Below are 17900 nucleotides of genomic sequence, written 5' to 3'. Positions count from 1 at the left end.
TATGGACCATGACTTTGAGCGAGTTTAATAATGCCAAGGGGTTAACGATAGGCGCGCCTGACCTGGTAACGGTGAATTAAAGGCCTAGGTGACCAGAGTCACCTTGGGGCTTGGCATCTATGCTGTGAGGGTGACTTGTCCAGTATGTGGTGCCGTAACACCCGAAGGTGCCAGATTTTGTCCTTCGTGTGGGCATCAGTTGGTGGCTCAAATTGATGAACGGCGCGTGGTCACTGTTTTATTTGCCGACTTGGTTGGCTACACGGGCATGGCCGAAAACCGCGACCCCGAGCAGGTCAAAGCCCTAATTGATCGTCTCTTTGAGGCTTTGGTAGACGACATTCGTTCGTTTGGTGGCCGGGTCGACAAGATTTTGGGTGACGCGATTTTGGCATTGTTCGGAGCGCCGGTGGCTCATGAAGATGATGCCGAACGCGCTGTTCGGGCGGCCCTACGAATGCAAGAAACGATCGCCAAAATGTCGGAACGCCTGGGGATGACAGTGCAAATGCGCATTGGAATCAACACCGGGGAAGTGTTGACAGGGGCGTTGCGTGCTGGCGGCGACTATACCGCCATGGGCGACGTGGTAAACACGGCTTCACGGCTGCAAAACGCCGCCGTACCAGGCGAAGTTTGGGTTGGTAACTCCACCTATAGCGCCACCGCGGATTCCATAAAATACGATTCTGTCGGGGCGTTGACGGTTAAAGGCCGCGACGACTTGGTGGCGGCGTGGCGAGCTTTGGCCCCCGAAGTTCCTCCTGGATATCGACGACAAGCATTCCGCACCCCACTCATTGGCCGTGCCCGTGAAATGGACCTCATCGGACAGGCCATTGATGCCGTCGTAGAGAGACGCAAGGCCCTGCTGGTGACCCTTATCGGTGATGCTGGTGTGGGCAAATCTCGCTTGGCGCTTGAGGTTGGCGATTTTGCTCATCAGCGACATGAAGCGTTGGTGTGGCGAGGTCGGGCGGTGGCATACGGCGAAGCCAATGTGTGGTGGCCTATTGCCGAAGCTATTCGCACCGCGGTGGGTGCCACCATGAATGACGCTCCAACGACGGTGCGCCAACGGTTGCGAGAGACTCTGGTCGATACCCTTGGGTTTCCTCCCGATTCCAAGCCCGAAAGTGAGGTCGAGCGGCTCACCAACGGCATCGTTCACCTTATGGGCTTCGACGGTCCGTTGCGGGGCATTGATCCGCGTCGAGCCCGAGAAGAAGTGGCTCGCTCACTGGTTCGTTTTCTTGAGGCCTACCTCGAACTCAAACCGGTGATGATGGTGATTGCCGACCTCCACTGGGCGGGAAGTTCGGTCTTAGAACTGCTGGCCGTGTTGCTAGAACGTCTGGTTGATAAGCCTTTCATCCTTCTAACGACACAAAGACCACATTTCCGGGAATCCTGGGCACCGGCCGATGGGCGACATAACTCACTAGTAGTAAACGTCGACCCCCTAGGCCGTGGTGCCAGCCGGACACTGCTCGAGGCCTTATCCGACGATCGGATGGCCCCCGAAGTTCAAGATGTGCTGCTAGAACGTAGCGCTGGAAACCCGTTGTTCTTAGAAGAGCTGATGGGCCTGGTCTCCGATAGCCCTGGCCACGTGAACCCGGCTTCGTTAATCGACGGCGACCGGCTCCCTGATTCGTTGCGGGGTTTGGTAGCGGCCCGCCTCGACGGTTTGACCCAACCTGAGCGCCGTGCCCTGGAAGACGCCGCGGTCTACGGCCGTCAAGGCACGGTGGAAGCGTTGGTGCTTATGGCAGCAGCCGACCGGGCTGGTCATGGCCGACGTGGACGCACCGAGGTCGAAACCGCCGTGAGCGGTTTGGCCGAAAAAGACATTTTGGTGTTAAACGAAGAAGGTACCGAGTACACATTTCGTACTGAGCTGGTGCGCGACGTTACCTACACCATGATGACCAAGGCCGCTCGTGCACTGCGGCATTGGGGCATCGGTGAGTTCCTCAAACGCAATTACACCTGGGGTACCGGGGTTTCCGACGCCATTGTTGACGCTTTAGCTCACCACTTCGCAGCCGCGGCCCAGCTAGCCAAAGAGCTTGGCGGGGTGGCTGGAATTCCGGCCAGCATCGTGGGCGAAGCACTGGAATGGTTGATAGAAGCTGCTCGGCGCGCCGAAGCTAACGCCGTGCCAGTAGTGGCCGAACGTTTATATGACCGGGCAGTGGCGTTAGCACCGCCGCTGCCAACCGCTCAGCGTGCCACCTTGTTGCTGGGCCGGGGTCGGGCCCGATCCGATCTGCGCTGGTTGGAAGAAGCCCGTGCTGATGTCGATGAGGCGATGAGCATTAGCACCGTCCTTGATGATGACTCAGGGGTGGCCAAAGCTTTGCTAGTTCGCGGCTCGATCGAAGATCGTGAAGGTCGAGTTGAAGAAGCACTGGCCTCGTTCGTGGAGGCAGAAAACGAATTCCGCCGTTTAGATGACAAGACGGGCATGGCCGAAGCGCTCCGGCTGCGTGGCATGGTGGAACTGTTAAGCGGAAATCTGGAAGATGCCCGAAGCTCAATGTCGGCTGCCCTCGACGTTTTTGGTGCTATCGCCGATAAACGTGGTGAAGCCTGGGCGTTACAGAACCTGGCCTGGGTCGCCTTTCAAAGTGGACGCCCCAGCGAAGCTGATCGCCAGCTCCAAGAGTCACTAGAAAAGTTCGCTGAAATTGGTGACAGCGGTGGTTACGGTTGGGCCACTGGGTTACAGGGCTGGGTCCGCTTCCACCAAGGTCGATGGGAAGAAGCCGAAGCTTTAGGCGAAGGCATGCTGGTTGAGGCCCGAGGACGTGGCGATCGTTGGGCCGAAGCCATGATGCTATTGCTAACGGCTTCATTGCGTTTATGGACCGGGCGTTCCGTGGCTTCGATCGATCGTGCTAATGACGCTGTTGAAACCTTTAAGCGTATTGGCGACCTGGAGCGTGAATTACAAGCGGCCAGTGTGCTGGGTCGGGCTCTAATCGCAGCGGGACGCATCAGCGAAGGTTTCAAAACCATTGATCTAGCGATTGAACAACGTCGCTTTTGTCATGGCGGTGCGGTGGAATCGGTCCCAACGGCGGCCGCGGCCGCGGCGGTATACATCGGTGATCCGAAACGCGCCCTACAAAATTTGGCCCTAATTACCATGGATGGCCTCGACCCTTCCGTGGTGGGCGAAGGTGACCGTTTGGTGGCTTTTAGCCTGGCCAAAGCCCAATTGGGCGACACCGGTGTAGCACTTGCACGGTTGCGCGAGTCGGTGAGTTCGGGGCTCGAAGAATTCCCCAGCGGTTACGCGCTCAGTGCCTTAGCGCTGCTTTATGCCATGGTGGGTGACCACGCCCAAGCAATTGAATCGGCCGACCGGGTTTTCGCCGCTGAGCAAAGCACCTATCTCGATCGAATTTGGGCGCATTTGGCCTTAGCCAGCATGTGGCTTGGAATCGGGACCACAGAAGAAGGCGTCGCTCACTTCGATTCGGCGGCCTCGCTGGCCGCCGCCACCGATGATCAAGTAGCCAGCGCCCTGGTGTCTTTGGCCCGCTCTGAAGCGCATTTGGCAGCCGGCACTTCCGACCCGTTAAGCGCTGCTGACGCCGCTCGACGCCTGGCCGATCTGGGTATTGACGGCGATGGTTGGCGTTTGGTGTATCGCACGATTGTGGTGGCCGCCCGATAGGTTGAAGCCAACCATGAACACCGCTTTGTCTGATTTTGATGAGCTGGCGCGGCGTCGACGTACCAGCTTGCTAATTGATGTTGATAAGCCTGTGCCACCCGAGCTGATTATGCAGCTTTGCGAGCTAGCAACGTGGGCACCCAACCACAAACGTACTTGGCCGTGGCGCTTTTCTGTTTTGACCGGTGATGCGCGCGTAAAGCTTGGAGCTTTAACTCGTGAACAGCTGCTTAGCGAAGGCGAAAAACGTGAAGGCAAGCTTGCTAAGGCCTTAACCAAGTACTGCCGAGCATCCACCATTGTGATGGTCGCAGCCGCTCATCAAGACGAACCCGAGGTTCTGTATGAAGATCACCTGGCGGTGGCGGCTGGTATTCAAAACTTTTTGTTGGGTGCTACCGCGGCCGGGTTGGCTTCGTTTTGGGCCTCGGGTGCACCACTGCGAAGTGATGCTGTGCGTGAGCTCTGCGGTTTTGAGCCCACCGACCACATGATTGCGCTGATTTATTTGGGTTGGCCTACCGATGGCGTCTTGGCACCGCAGCGACCCGAGCCAACGGTAACATTTGTGGAATAAAGCCGGTGGTGCTTCGCCAAAAGCACGGCTGAAACATGGGCCCGGCCGAAGCGAGCCAGTTGGCTATATGGGTTGTTTAGCTTGAGAAACCTCGGCTACCAGGGTTTGCGGGGTTCCGGTAGGTATCGAACGTCGACTTCGTCATCTGGTGTTAAAGGCCGCATTAACAGGTCGAAAGCCAACCAAAATGTCTTGGCATAGGGAAAATATAGGTATGGCGCCACGATGGCCGTGACTACCGTTAGAGCGAGCAGCAGCGGGATTGACGGGTTGTCGAAGGTCACTATGAAGGCCACCACCAAGACCGCGATGATGCTGAAACAGCTGAGCACGGTATTGACCCCAAGAGACCCGATCCAATGTCCTTCGATTCGCTCAAAACGTAGTCCGCAAGTCGGACAGTTCTCGGCCATGACTGTCCACCGGCGGAAAATCTTTCGCCCGCCACATAGTGGACACCGAAGAACCGCAGCGCGCTTAAAGGTGGTAGCTAGCGTAAGCGCAGGTCGCTTAGGTATATCGTGGTCCCAGACCATGTCATCCGACATGTTTCAATAGTGTCAGATAAATTTGTGAATGCCACATCTGGACTTTTTAGGCAGGGGGATCCAATCAAATGGCGCAAATGCCAATCGGCGACGTATTCCGTTTTTGGGCCGAACAAGACCCCGACCGTGCTTCGATCACCCACGAGGAACGCACTGTCAGCCGAGCGGAACTCGACCAACGCACCAATCGGTTGGCTCGCGCTTATCAGGCGATGGGGGTCGAACACGACGACTTGGTGACGGTGGGATTGCCGAATGGGATTGAATTTTATGAGGCATGTATCGCGATTTGGAAGCTTGGAGCGACCCCGCAACCAGTGTCGGCTCGGCTTCCTTTTAGAGAACGCGAAGCGATAGTTGAGCTGGTCGACCCGCCAATAGTGGTGGGAGTGGAACCCGAAACTCATGGCACGCGCTTATGTATTCCGCCGGGTTATGAAGCCGACCCTGGCCTCGATGATTCGCCGTTGCCTTCCAAAGTAGCTTCGGCCTTGAAGGCACCAACTTCGGGTGGCAGTACTGGCCGACCCAAAATCATTGTGGCCGGACAGCCCGGTTTGGTAGACCCCGAAGCGCCCCGCGGTTTTGGCCAAGAACTCAATGGCGTGCAACTAGTACCAGGGCCGCTATATCACAACGCGCCGTTTATTTTTTCGATGGGTGGGCTTTTCACTGGAAACCATTTGGTGGTGATGACCCGATTCGACGCCAGTAAAACCTTAGAGCTGGTTGAGCAGCACGGCGTAACTTGGATGCTGTTAGTGCCAACCATGATGCACCGTATTTGGCGACTCGACGAGGAAGAAAAATTTGGCCGAGACCTTTCAACTTTAAAAGGTATTTTGCACCTCGGTGCTCCTTGTCCCATGTGGTTGAAACACGAATGGATCAACTGGCTGGGACCGGAACGAGTTTGGGAGCTATACGCCGGTACTGAAGCCCAGGGCGTAACCATAATCAGCGGGGAAGAATGGTTGGCGCACCCCGGTTCGGTGGGGCAGGTTAAAGACGGCTCCATGAAGATTTGCGATGCTGAAGGAAACGAACTCCCCGCTGGCGAAGTGGGCGAGCTGTGGATGCACACTCCACCTGATGTTCCCCGTACCTACCGTTACATCGGGGCTGAGCCTCGTACAAGTGGTGATTGGGAATCCTTAGGCGACATGGGTTCGATCGATGCTGATGGATACCTGTATCTGGCTGATCGTATGGCTGACATGATTATCTCAGGCGGTTCCAACATCTATCCGGCTGAGGTTGAAGCGGCTCTTGATGAACACCCCGAGGTGCGTTCTTGTGCGGTGATCGGTTTACCCGATGATGATTTGGGCCATTTGGTGCATGCCGTGGTGCAAATTGACCCGGCCATTGAAGCGATTGATGAGGCTGAGCTAAGAAACTTCCTCGGTGAACGTTTGGTGTCCTACAAGATTCCCCGATCTTTCGAATGGGTACATGAACCAGTGCGAGATGACGCTGGCAAAGTTAGGCGCTCATCGTTGCGGTCGGAACGCTCGCGCTAGGCTTCGAGCACGTCTGCGAGTGTGAGGTGGCACCATGTTTGACGAGGTAATCGTTCCAATTGACGGCTCTGACTGGGCCGATCGTTCTTTACTGCCCGCCGTGCAGGTGGCTCGATTACACCAGGCCAGGTTGGTCTTAATGCAAGCCGCACATCCCGACTTGGCGGCGCACGCGGAACAAGAACTAGCCGATCGCGCCCTACAGTCTCGTTTCGAGGACCCGAAACTGGTGGTAGACACCATGCGAGGGCCGGTAGCAGCGCTGGCGGAGCTAGTGCAGAACCCTCGGTCGTTGGTGTGTATGACCACCCACGGTCGTAGCGGATTAGGCCGAGTGTTATTTGGTTCGGTGGCCGAAGAAGCCCTTCGTGAAGTTGATGCCCCGTTTCTTTTAGTCGGGCCAAAAACCTATTTGCTCGGCGGAGTTGCCGGGCCGGTTTTGGTTGGCCTTGATGGCAGCAAAAGAGCCGAAGCCATCTTGCCCGCTGCTCTAAGCTGGGCACGTACCAGCCAGTCGCCGTTGTGGCTAGTGTCGGTGGTAACTCGAGGTGATGCCACGGCTTTGGCGCAACATGGTGAAGATATTGACGAAGGCGCCTACCTTGAGCGTCTGGCCAGCCATTTGGCACCCGAAGATGTTGATGTCCAGTGGGAAGTGCTCCGAGGGGAAGACCCGGCAACCGCGTTGGTCGACTTTGCCACTGAAGCGAACATGAGAGTTATTGCTTTAGCAACGCATGGACGTTCGGGTTTAGCCAGGGTTGCTATGGGCAGCATTGCCACACGAACGGTGCACAACCATTCGGGTTTTGTGCTCGCGGTTAGAAGCTCGCACAACTCATAGCAAATGCCACTGGCCGTCTAGCCATTCGTTTTGAACTGGTGCTTTAACACGCCCCTGGTTGGCCAAAGCAATGAGATGCGCCAAAACTGATCGGCCAGCGGCAGGATGAAGTTTCTTATCGACATCGGCATAGAGGACGGCCACGATCTGATCGATGGTGGTGTCACCAGCTTCTAAACGAGCCAAAATTTGGCGGGTACGTTCTTCTCGATGCTCGATCAGCGAACGAACATATGGATGAGGGTCGGTTATGGCAGCTCCGTGGGTGGGCCAATACACTTCGTCATCGCGCTCGAGGAGGCGACGCAGATTAGCCATGTAGTCGGTTAGATTGCCGTCGGGAGCGCTAATAACTGAGGTTGACCAGCCCATAACATGGTCGCCACTGAACAACGTTTTTTCTTTTTCCAGGGCGAAACACAGATGGTTTGATATATGGCCGGGGGTGTGAAGGGCTTCCAAGCTCCAGCCTTGACCCACAATGATGTCACCATCGTGAACCACAACATCAGGCACAAAATCGCGGTCAGAGCCTTCTTTGGGTGGCGGTGTCTTACCGGTTTTTTCAGCTTCGGCAGCCGCCTCGGCTAATGCCGCCCGCTCACTCGCCGAGTAAATTGGGATATCACCACTGGGGTGCGGTCCGAAACCATAGGTAGGCGCGCCGGTTTCTTCCTTTAAGGGTGCGGCAGCCGGAGAATGATCACTATGGGTGTGAGTGATCAGAATATGAGTAACCGTTTCGCCTTCTAGGGCTTGGCGCAGCGCTGCTAAATGTTCGGCATCGTTTGGTCCCGGATCGATTACCGCAACGTTGCCATGGCCAACTATGTACGTGCCGGTTCCCATAAAGGTGAAGCCACCTGGATTATTGGCTATGACTCTTCGGATCAGTGGTGAAACCTGATCAACTCGGCCGTATTCAAAATCGAGCTCACGATTAAACGAAATCCCCATTTCTCCAGGGTAGACGCTCATGTGCATTCTCGGAGCTCTAGCCTAGAACCGATGACAGTTTTCTTGGGACCAAAACGGAGGCAACGCATAAGCACCTTTTTGTTGATGTTCATGTTGTTGGCGGTTCCCAGTGCTTGCGGCGAATTCGAGCTCGTATCGATCACTCCAACTTCAACCACCCTCGGTGATCCTGATGAGATTGAGGAATACCCAGGTGAAAACACGGTAGAAACGGTTGAAACTACGACCACCACCTTGCGACCAGCGCGTTACACCGTTGAATCTGGCGACAGCCTAAGCGGGATTAGCGCCAAATTCGGGGTGTCGGTGGATGCCCTGGTTAAGGCCAACAACCTACCCAATGCCGACGCCATCACCGTGGGTGAAACCTTGGTGATCCCCGACCCCTTCGCGGCGGTCACACCGCCGTGGGTCATAAATGGGATTGACCATGCTGGTCGTGATCGTTGAGCATCTTTACCGTGTGTAAGGCTCGTTCTGACAGGCTGTCTCAGCCTCGGAAATTCAGGGGAACTCCCCCGGAGCTTCAACGAGCGGGACGATAGTGGTGGAAGACGACGGCCTGCGGTTAGCCAGAATGTCCGCAGCGTAAAAAGCCCAGGAGGCAGTAGTGGAAGACGATGGTTGGCGTGGCAGGCGAGCGGCCCGGGTTGTGGTGCTCAATCCCGACCGCAAGATTTTGCTACTCAGTGCATTTGACCCCGGCAACCGGGCCAAGCCGCCATGGTGGGAAATCCCCGGAGGAGGCCAGGACCCTGGTGAAAGTAGCGATGTTGCGGCAGCGCGAGAGCTATACGAAGAAACTGGTATCACCGAAGCTGAGATGGGGCCCTGTATTTGGACCCAACACGCTCGATTCCAATTCGGTGGTTATACCTTCGACCAAAAAGAACGGATCCACGTTGCCTGGTGCGGCTATGAAGAAAAAATCGTGCCAGCTCACTTAGAAGCACTGGAAGCCTTAGCTTTCACCGGCTCACGATGGTGGAGTTTGGATGAGTTATTGGCCAGTGATGTTCCAACACTGCCGGTAAACTTGAGGGAGTTTTTACCAGATATTGTGGAAGGAAAACTGCCGGATCCGCCTCTGGATATAACGGTTGTGCCCACTCCCTGAGGTGGCATTGCACGTGTACTGAGGCATGATGGTCACTGCTTCTTGTCCGCACCGCATTGCAGGGAGGCCCGCTTTGGGTCGTAAAAGTAAACTCATCGCAGCGCTGCTCCTAGGCGTGGCCATGCTTAGCGCAGCTTGCAGCTCGAACAACCAGAGCACCAACAATGCTGCTGGCGATGACTCGGTACCTCACATCACCGAAGGTTCAGTATTTGCAGGCCGTGAAATGCCTGAACCGTCACCTAAACCAGAAATTGTGCTTACCGATACCAACGGTGACCCCTTCGATTTGGTGGCGGAAACTGAAGGTACCGTTACCTTCCTTTATTTCGGCTACACGTTCTGTCCCGATATCTGCCCGGTACATATGGCCCAGCTTTCTGAGATATTGGCACAGCCCGATTCAACCAAAAACGTGCGGGTAGTGTTCGTAACAGTTGATCCAGATCGTGATACGCCGGAAGTATTGCGTAGCTACCTCGACAAGTTCGACCGTTCTTTCATTGGTTTAACAGGAACGCCCGAGGAAATTGAGCAAGCCCAAATTATGGCTGGTGTTATGCCCGCGGTGCTTGATGAACCCAACCCCAACGACCCCGACGACTACACCGTAGGCCACGCCGCACAGGTCATTGCTTATGCTCCAAACGGTTTGAACTACACCCAATACCCATTTGGAACCCGGCAAAGCCAGTTCGCCCACGACCTGCCAATTCTGCTGAAGCTCCGCGATCTTGATGACACCCCCGAGGCCTAACATGCAAAAACTAAACATCGGCAACGCCAACTTGGAAATGCTGGGCAAATCGGTGGCCGTACTAGCAGCGTTGGTGCTTCTCATGGCCGCGGTTTCGGCTTGTGGCAGTAGCGACGAGTCGGGTGAAACAACTTTCAGCGTGACCAATGCTGTGGTGCCAGTGGCGGCCGGTGCGAATACGGCGTTGTATTTCGAGTTGACCAACACCGGGTCAAAAACAGACTCCTTGATAGAAGCCCGAACCGACGTTGCGAAAGAAGTAGAAATCCACCAAAGCTCGCAAGACTCTTCCGGCATGATGAAGATGCAAGAGCAAGACGAGGTGAAGGTTGATCCAGGCGAAACCGTCGATTTCGAACCTGGTGGGTACCACATCATGCTCTTAGAAGCTGACGAGCTAACCGAAGGCGACACGGTTGAGGTTGAGCTTCTCTTTAAGAACAGTCCGGCGCTAACGGTCGAAGCCACGGTGGTTACCTACGCTGATGTGGCGCATTAGCGTTGCGTTTTTGACGGCCGTAGCTGGTACCGTGCTGCTTGTAAGTGCTTGCAGCACCACAGGAAAATCAGCCGAGGCCAAAGCCGCCGATCGAGGCGAGGCACTAGTCCGAGAATTTGGCTGCGCAGGCTGTCATGCCAAAGATGAAACTGATGGCCTCGGCCCAGGTTGGGGCAACATTTGGGGAACCGAACGGGCCCTTGAAAATGGTCGAAGCGTGCTTGTAGATCGAGAATACCTGCGCCGTTCAGTGGCTGACCCGGGGGCTGAAATTGTTCAAGGGTTCATGCCTCGGATGCCTTTGTTCCCGCTCTCGGATGAAGAACTCGACGACATAAGCGTCTATCTTCAATATGTAACAGGAGGTAAGCCATGACTTGGTGGTGTGTCACCATTACTGAACCGTGGACGTGGAGCCCGCGGGCCTACCCCGGTATCTGGATTTCAGTGCTTCTCCTGGCAATCCCCTATGCGGTGGCCATGCTGCGCCGATCGGGGCCAAACCCACGAGCCCGCCATCACGCCACCCTTTATGGCCTTGGTGTAGCCGTGTATTGGCTTGCAACCGATTGGCCTATCGGTACCCTTGGTGCGGGCTATCTCGCCAGTGTGCACATGTTCCAGTTCGTGCTTTATGGAATGATCGCCGTTCCCCTAATGATGCTTGGTACCCCGGAATGGATGGCTCGCCGGGTGCTGGAACGACTGCGCCTTTATCGGGTGGCCAAGGTGTTGGCCAAGCCCCTAGTGGCGGGGGTGTTGTTTAACACCATTTTGCTGTTAACCCATGCGCCAATGACGGTGGACGCTTTTCGATCTAACCAATTTGGCTCTTTTGCTTTAGACGCTGCATGGGTGGTGGGCGGTTTAATCCTATGGACGCCCATGATTTCGCCGCTAGAGGAACTGCGGGCCAAGGGCTATTTCCCGAAGATGGTGTACATCTTCCTTGCGGGCCAAGTGATACCGATGATCCCCGGTGGTTTCCTCACCTTCTCCGACTTTCCGCTTTATTCCACCTACGAGTTAGCACCGCGCACCTTCGCCCTAACCGCCCGGCATGATCAACAGCTAGCTGGAGTGATTATGAAGCTTGGCGGCATGCCGATTGTGTGGAGCACGATGGCGGTTCTGATGTTCCGTTGGGGTCAATCTGAAGGCCATATCGAAACCAAGGAATCGCAGGCCAGACGCAAGGCGGCACGGGCCAAAGCGGCCGCCGCGGCCGCCGAAAAACCAGTCGCCCACAACTCTTAGCTCTAGGTCTTGGCCCCAACGCGAGAAGTAGTGTTGGGGCATGCCGAGCTCGCAAGCACAGACCATGGCCCCCAAAGACCCTGTTCGGGTGGTGGTCGAAAGCGTGTCACCAATTGTTGACGGTGGAAGGTTCGCGCTCAAGCGTGTTGTGGGTGAGACCTTAGAGATTGAAGCTGACGTCTTTGCTGATGGTCATGACGAGGTCCGTGCAGCGCTTTGGGTACGGGCACCTGGTGGCACCACCACCAGTGAAATCTCAATGTCGGCCTTGGTAAATGATCGTTTCGTGGGTCGTGTGCCACTCAACCAAGTGGGACGGTGGTCAATAAGTGTGGTTGGTTGGGTAGATCGCTTTGCCTCGTGGCTCGATGGTGCCCATAAGAAACACGAGGTTGGTGAACTTACCAAGACTGATCTCGCCGTGGGTGCCGAATTGGTCGGTATGGCCACCAATCATGCTCTTGCCAATGATCGTGCCGCGATGAGCCGTCTAGCTAAGAGGCTGAAATCGGGTGATCTAAGCGTGCTTGCGAAACCCGAGCTCGAGCAGTTAATGCGTCGCTGGGCCAGCAGGGAACCGATTGGTCGTTTTGGTGAAGTCATCCACGTTGAGGTTGAGCGTGCTCGAGCTGCCCACGGTGCATGGTACGAATTTTTTCCACGCTCCACCTCGCCGACACTGCAACGCCCCGGAACCTTGGCTGACGCCACCAAACATCTCGAGTATGTGGCCGATATGGGGTTCGACGTGGTCTATTTGCCGCCCATCCATCCCATCGGAACTACCTTTCGAAAAGGGCCGAACAACACCACCAAATCAGAACCGGACGATCCTGGTAGCCCGTGGGGCATTGGTTCGGACCAAGGTGGTCACACCGCAATCCATCCCGAGTTGGGCACCATGGACGACTTCGGTGCTTTCGTGCGCACTGCCGCCAGTTTGAATCTTGAAGTGGCCCTCGATTTGGCGTTTCAATGCTCGCCTGATCATCCCTGGGTGAGCCAACACCCGGAGTGGTTTAAACATCGACCAGACGGCACGATTCAATACGCCGAGAATCCACCCAAAAAATATCAGGATATTTACCCGCTTGATTTTGAAACCGCTGCTTGGCCCGAACTGTGGGGCGCATTGGCTGACGTTGTTCGGTTTTGGGTAGCGGCTGGCATCACCATCTTTCGAGTGGATAACCCCCACACCAAACCTTTTCGTTTCTGGGAATGGCTAATCACCACTATTCGCTCTGAAACACCAGAGGTCATCTTCCTGGCTGAAGCCTTCACCCGACCGAAGGTTATGTATCACCTGGCCAAGCTTGGTTTTAGCCAGTCGTACACCTACTTTGCCTGGCGATATAGCGCCTGGGAGCTTCGCGACTATTTCACCGAGTTGAGTTCTTCACCGGTCGTAGATTTCTTTAGGCCCAATGCTTGGCCCAACACACCTGACATTCTTACCGAGCAGCTACAAACTGGCGGTCGGCCCGCCTTCATTCAACGGCTAGTTTTGGCAGCCACACTCAGCGCCAACTATGGCATCTATGGACCAGCTTTTGAACTGGTAGAAACCCAAGCAGCGGCGCTGGGCAGCGAAGAATACCTAAATTCTGAAAAATATCAGCAACGAGTTTGGGATTACGACGCCCCCTACAACCTAAGAGGGGTTATTAAACGGGTCAACCAGATCCGTCGTGATCACCCTGCGCTACAACAGCTACGGAACCTGCATTTTCACCAGAGCTCAAACGAAGCGTTATTGGCGTATTCCAAACGAGATGACAACAGTGGTGACGTGGTGTTAATGGTGGTCAATACTGACTCGTTCCACACCCAAGCTGGCGTAATATCGCTCGATTTCGATCAGCTAAACGTTGATGCCAACCAACCTTTTGAGGTGGTTGATTTGCTGGGTGCCGAGACCTACCACTGGTCGGGTGCCGACAACTATGTGGAACTACGTCCTCATGTTTCACCTGCTCATATTTTGATCTTTAGGCAGTTGAGTGCAGGTTCTGAAACTGGTGTCAATGCTAAATGAACTGGCCCAACGCTGGGGTGTGCAAAACGGCTATCACGACATTTTTGGCAAGTGGCACCACGCCCAGCCCGAGGCTCTATGGAAAGTTCTAATTGAACTAGGCGCTCCGCTTGGCACCTTCTCGGGCTTAGCGCAGAGCGAACAAGAAATTGAGACGGCCATCAACGCTCATGATCAACTTCTATTTAGCCAGGTTATTGAGCCAATTCTGGTGGTAAACGCCCACGAGAAGCTGGGTTTTGTACTCCGCCTAGACCGAGAGTTAGCGGTGGGCACAAAAATTTTCGTTGAGGTGCATTGCGAAGATGGCACCACCCATCGTGACCAGATTTCACTCGATCAGGTGCCACCGTACGAGGGCATTCACTTGGCGGGTCACACGGCCACAACTCGTTTTGTGGTGACCAACATCACCAACCTTGCGGTCGGGTACCATGAAGCGCATATTGAGGTTGGTGGCAGGCAATTTAACCCCCTTGTTCTGGCCCCACCACCGCGGCTGCCGAGTTTCGCGACTTCTCGGCAATGGGGAGTTTTCGCACCGCTTTACGCACTGGCGCCAACTGGTGCGCCGGGTACTTCACACTTGGGAGTAGCTAACCTGAGTGATCTCGACCGGCTGGGCGAACAGTTCCAGACCTTTGGGGCCACCGTGGTTTCGACTCTGCCGCTCTTGGCCACCTATCTTTCAGAACCTTACGAGCCCAGCCCATATTCTCCGCTGAGTCGCCGTTGGTGGAGCGAACTTTATCTAGATCCAGCCCAGCTTCCAGGTTTAGCGGAAGCTCCACAGACAGCTCGCTTGCTCGCTAGCGCCCGGGTTCGTCGCCAAGTCGAAAACCTAGCGGCCAACCCTTTGGTGCAATACCGTGAAGCAGCGGCACTGGTGCATGCGACGGTGGATTCGTTGATAGCTGAAACCCTGGGCCGTGACAGTGCTATTGAGCAACGTTTACAAGCTTTTCGGAAGCAAAATCCTGAGCTTGAGGATTATGCCTGGTTTCGAGCGGCCGTCGAACAACACGGAATTGACGCCGTACGGCACCGCGCTCAGCACCTTCGGGTTGATGAAGCCCTGGTGCGTCGTTATGAGTACTTTCAATTAGCAGCTGATACCCAGCTTCGTGACTTGGCGGCATCGCTGCGTGGTCGAGGTCAAATACTGGCGTTAGACCTGCCTTTGGGTGCCAATCCCAACGGCTATGACGTTTGGAGCAACCCGCAGGCCTATGCCGAGGTTGCCACCGGGGCTCCACCGGACGCCCTTTTCAGCGGTGGCCAAAACTGGGGCTTCCCTCCGGCACATCCCATCCGATCACGACAAAATCGTTATGTTGACTTCATTGGCGCGCTTCGCCACCATTTCCGCTACGCCGGTTTATTAAGAATCGACCATCTGATGTCTTTAGAACGCCTGTGGTGGATCCCGCCTGGTTACGATGCGAAAACGGGTGTTTATGTGCGTTACCCATCGCATGAACTCATGGCCATCGTGGCCATTGAAGCTTGGCGTGCCGAAGCCGTGGTGGTAGGCGAAAACCTGGGGACCGTTAGCGATGAAATCAACGAGCTAATGCGCCGCTGGGGAATGCTGGGCATGTATGAACTTCAGTTTGAGCCTGCCTTCGCCCACCAACACGGTTACCTACGCTCGCCCCCCATAGATTCCGTTGCAAGCTTTAACACCCACGACATGCCAACGTTTGCTGGCTGGTGGCACGGACGTGACATTGAAACGATGGTGCACCTGGGTTTCACCAGTGAGGCCGAGGCTTCGAAGCAGCATTTGCTTCGCGCCAAAGAAAAGGCGGCCCTTTCCGCTGCCTTGGGTGCAAAGCCAAGCGAAGCCCAGCACCGCGAAGCGGACTGGGTGATTGCTGAAGACGTCTCTACGAACCTGGTCGAAACCTTTGAAGCAGGTTTGGAATGGCTGGGTGCTAGTCAGGCTGAGGTGGTGTTGGTCAACGCGGAAGACCTTTGGCATGAAGACCTGCCTCAAAACGTGCCCGGAACCCACCGTGAAGTCCCTAATTGGCGACGCAAATTCAGCCGTGACCTGGGCAAGGAGCTGGCGAAGGCATCGACTAGAAGGGCGCTAGCTAGGCTAGACGCAAGCCGCAATGAGGTGACCCCGGAGGGACCCAGTGATTAGCGAAGACGACACCTATCTGTTTAACGAAGGTACGCAGCGCTTTTTGCACCGCCACCTGGGCGCACATCTGGCAACCCAAAACGGAGTGGCCGGGACTTGGTTCGGGGTATGGGCACCGAGCGCTCAATCGGTTTCTGTAATTGGAGACTTCAACGGCTGGCATGGCAATCGCAACGCTCTTTCGCCGCTCGGCTCCTCGGGAATTTGGCAAGGATTTGTGCCAGCAGTTCAACACGGTGACGCCTATAAGTTTTCAATTGTCGCGTCGAACGGCCAGGTGTTGGAAAAAGCTGATCCTCTGGCCGTTTATGCTGAAGAAGCTCCCCGCACAGCCTCAATAGTTTGGGATCTTGACTACCAATGGAACGATGCCGATTGGTTAACAAAACGGGCCGACACCATTTCGCTTGAAGCTCCAGTTTCGATTTACGAAATGCATTTGGGTTCCTGGGGACGGTTTCAACCCAAAGATCGACGTTTCCCCACCTATCGTGAGCTGGCTAAACCGTTAGCTGATCATCTGGACCGTTTTCGCTTCACCCACGTAGAACTGTTGCCGGTAACCGAGCATCCGTTCTACGGCTCGTGGGGATATCAAACCACGGGTTACTTCGCTCCTACCAGCCGCTACGGCACGCCCCAAGATTTTATGGCCTTGGTCGATTATCTGCATCAACGTGGCTTTGGAGTGATCATCGACTGGGTGCCTTCACATTTTCCTGATGACGCCCATGGTTTAGGTCGTTTCGACGGAAGCCATCTTTATGAACATTCCGATCCCCGTTTGGGTCATCACCCCGATTGGGACAGCCTGATTTTCAACTATGGCCGGCATGAAGTCCGATCGTTTCTGATATCCAGTGCCATGTGTTGGCTAGATCGCTATCACGTCGATGGCATTCGAGTTGACGCTGTGGCGTCAATGCTTTACCTCGATTACTCGCGTTCAGAAGGAGAATGGATTCCGAACGAGTTTGGGGGTCGAGAAAACCTCGACGCGATTGCGTTCTTGCGTGAGTTAAACACCGCCATTTACGGGGAATTTCCCGATGTAGCCACCTTCGCCGAAGAATCTACGGCTTGGCCCATGGTTTCGCGGCCTACCTATACCGGCGGGTTGGGTTTTGGTTACAAGTGGGACATGGGCTGGATGCATGACACGCTCAAACATTTTGAACGGGAACCAATCCATCGCCAATACCACTACCACGAGCTCACCTTCCGAGGTGTGTACTTTGATAGTGAGAATTACACGCTGCCGCTTTCTCACGACGAGGTGGTGCACGGCAAAGGCTCGCTATTAAACAAAATGCCGGGTGATCGATGGCAAAAGTTTGCCAACCTGCGCATGCTGTATGCCTACCAGTGGTCTCAGCCCGGCAAAAAGCTGCTGTTTATGGGCGGAGAGATTGGTGAGACCAGTGAATGGAACCACGAAAGTACCGTTAATTGGGGCTTGTTAGATGATGCCAAACATGATGGTTTAGCCCGGCTTATCAGCGATTTGAACCAAACCTATTTTGAACAAGACGCCTTGCACTCTAAAGACTGCGTAGGCGACGGCTTTCGGTGGGTCGAAGCCAACGATACTAACTTTGATGTGTTGGCCTTCCTGCGTTTGGGTCGTGACGGAGAGCCAGTGTTAGCGGTCTTTAATCTGACCCCTGTTATTCGCTCGAACTACCGTTTAGGGGTACCCAAGGCTGGCTATTGGGCTGAATTGCTCAACACCGACTCCGAGCTTTATGGGGGTAGCGGCGTGGGCAATATGGGTGGTGTCGACTCGGTTCCTATCCCCAGTCACGATTATTACCAATCGGTGGTGCTTACCTTGCCCCCTTTAGCCGCCGTGTTGCTATCGCCCGGTTCGAAGCTTCCGATGAAGGCCGTGTAACTGTTTCGAGCGACCGGTTCAGAATCGG

At 55.2% G+C, this 17900-nt stretch carries 15 protein-coding genes; 13 read left to right on the top strand and 2 right to left on the bottom strand.

Features of this window, described 5'->3' with window-relative positions; translation table 11 throughout:
- Window positions 1-130 precede the first annotated feature (130 nt).
- Together WC184_04550 and WC184_04545 are read left to right on the top strand one after the other, a co-directional pair.
- Window positions 131-3688 (top strand): adenylate/guanylate cyclase domain-containing protein, encoded by a 3558-nt coding sequence (locus tag WC184_04550; protein ID MFA7477148.1) that lies wholly within the window; start codon window positions 131-133, stop codon window positions 3686-3688.
- Window positions 3689-3701: 13 nt separating this feature from the next.
- A complete protein-coding gene (locus tag WC184_04545) occupies window positions 3702-4265 on the top strand; it encodes a nitroreductase (protein MFA7477147.1) in 564 nt (187 codons plus the stop codon).
- A 95-nt stretch (window positions 4266-4360) separates the two neighbouring features.
- Here WC184_04545 and WC184_04540 read toward each other — a convergent pair whose 3' ends face one another.
- Window positions 4361-4801, bottom strand: a complete 441-nt coding sequence (locus WC184_04540; GenBank protein MFA7477146.1) for a DUF983 domain-containing protein — start codon at window positions 4799-4801, stop codon at window positions 4361-4363.
- An 80-nt stretch (window positions 4802-4881) separates the two neighbouring features.
- Between WC184_04540 and WC184_04535 the strand changes: the two genes are divergently transcribed.
- Window positions 4882-6336 carry an AMP-binding protein gene (locus tag WC184_04535; protein MFA7477145.1) on the top strand — a complete coding sequence of 485 codons (1455 nt, stop codon included), beginning with the start codon at window positions 4882-4884 and terminating at the stop codon, window positions 6334-6336.
- A 34-nt stretch (window positions 6337-6370) separates the two neighbouring features.
- Window positions 6371-7180 (top strand): universal stress protein, encoded by an 810-nt coding sequence (locus WC184_04530; GenBank protein MFA7477144.1) that lies wholly within the window; start codon window positions 6371-6373, stop codon window positions 7178-7180.
- On the opposite strand, the gene WC184_04525 is transcribed toward WC184_04530, so the two are convergent.
- Window positions 7175-8137, bottom strand: coding sequence for an MBL fold metallo-hydrolase (locus tag WC184_04525; protein ID MFA7477143.1), 963 nt, complete (start codon window positions 8135-8137; stop codon window positions 7175-7177). The two genes, WC184_04530 and WC184_04525, sit on opposite strands and share 6 nt — an antisense overlap.
- Before the next feature lie 51 nt (window positions 8138-8188).
- Between WC184_04525 and WC184_04520 the strand changes: the two genes are divergently transcribed.
- The 9 genes from WC184_04520 to glgB all read left to right on the top strand — a co-directional run bounded on the left by WC184_04520 (window position 8189) and on the right by glgB (window position 17872).
- Window positions 8189-8608 carry a LysM peptidoglycan-binding domain-containing protein gene (locus WC184_04520; protein MFA7477142.1) on the top strand — a complete coding sequence of 140 codons (420 nt, stop codon included), beginning with the start codon at window positions 8189-8191 and terminating at the stop codon, window positions 8606-8608.
- A 160-nt stretch (window positions 8609-8768) separates the two neighbouring features.
- A complete protein-coding gene (locus WC184_04515) occupies window positions 8769-9275 on the top strand; it encodes an NUDIX domain-containing protein (protein ID MFA7477141.1) in 507 nt (168 codons plus the stop codon).
- Window positions 9276-9348: 73 nt separating this feature from the next.
- Window positions 9349-10032, top strand: coding sequence for an SCO family protein (locus WC184_04510; protein ID MFA7477140.1), 684 nt, complete (start codon window positions 9349-9351; stop codon window positions 10030-10032).
- 1 nt (window position 10033) lies between these two features.
- Window positions 10034-10531, top strand: coding sequence for a copper chaperone PCu(A)C (locus tag WC184_04505; protein ID MFA7477139.1), 498 nt, complete (start codon window positions 10034-10036; stop codon window positions 10529-10531).
- A complete protein-coding gene (locus WC184_04500; GenBank protein MFA7477138.1) occupies window positions 10518-10907 on the top strand; it encodes a cytochrome c in 390 nt (129 codons plus the stop codon). Before WC184_04505 ends, WC184_04500 begins: the two co-directional genes overlap by 14 nt.
- Window positions 10904-11788, top strand: a complete 885-nt coding sequence (locus WC184_04495) for a cytochrome c oxidase assembly protein (protein ID MFA7477137.1) — start codon at window positions 10904-10906, stop codon at window positions 11786-11788. Before WC184_04500 ends, WC184_04495 begins: the two co-directional genes overlap by 4 nt.
- 40 nt (window positions 11789-11828) lie before the next feature.
- Window positions 11829-13826: an alpha-1,4-glucan--maltose-1-phosphate maltosyltransferase gene (locus tag WC184_04490; GenBank protein ID MFA7477136.1), complete on the top strand. Its 1998-nt coding sequence runs from the start codon at window positions 11829-11831 to the stop codon at window positions 13824-13826.
- Window positions 13816-15978 (top strand): 4-alpha-glucanotransferase, encoded by a 2163-nt coding sequence (gene malQ, locus WC184_04485; GenBank protein MFA7477135.1) that lies wholly within the window; start codon window positions 13816-13818, stop codon window positions 15976-15978. Before WC184_04490 ends, malQ begins: the two co-directional genes overlap by 11 nt.
- Window positions 15971-17872, top strand: a complete 1902-nt coding sequence (gene glgB, locus WC184_04480) for a 1,4-alpha-glucan branching protein GlgB (GenBank protein ID MFA7477134.1) — start codon at window positions 15971-15973, stop codon at window positions 17870-17872. Before malQ ends, glgB begins: the two co-directional genes overlap by 8 nt.
- Window positions 17873-17900 lie beyond the last annotated feature (28 nt).

This window comes from Acidimicrobiia bacterium, assembly GCA_041676705.1.
Lineage (GTDB): Bacteria > Actinomycetota > Acidimicrobiia > Acidimicrobiales > SKKL01 > Actinomarinicola.
This window is presented reverse-complemented; position numbering and strand designations above follow the sequence as displayed.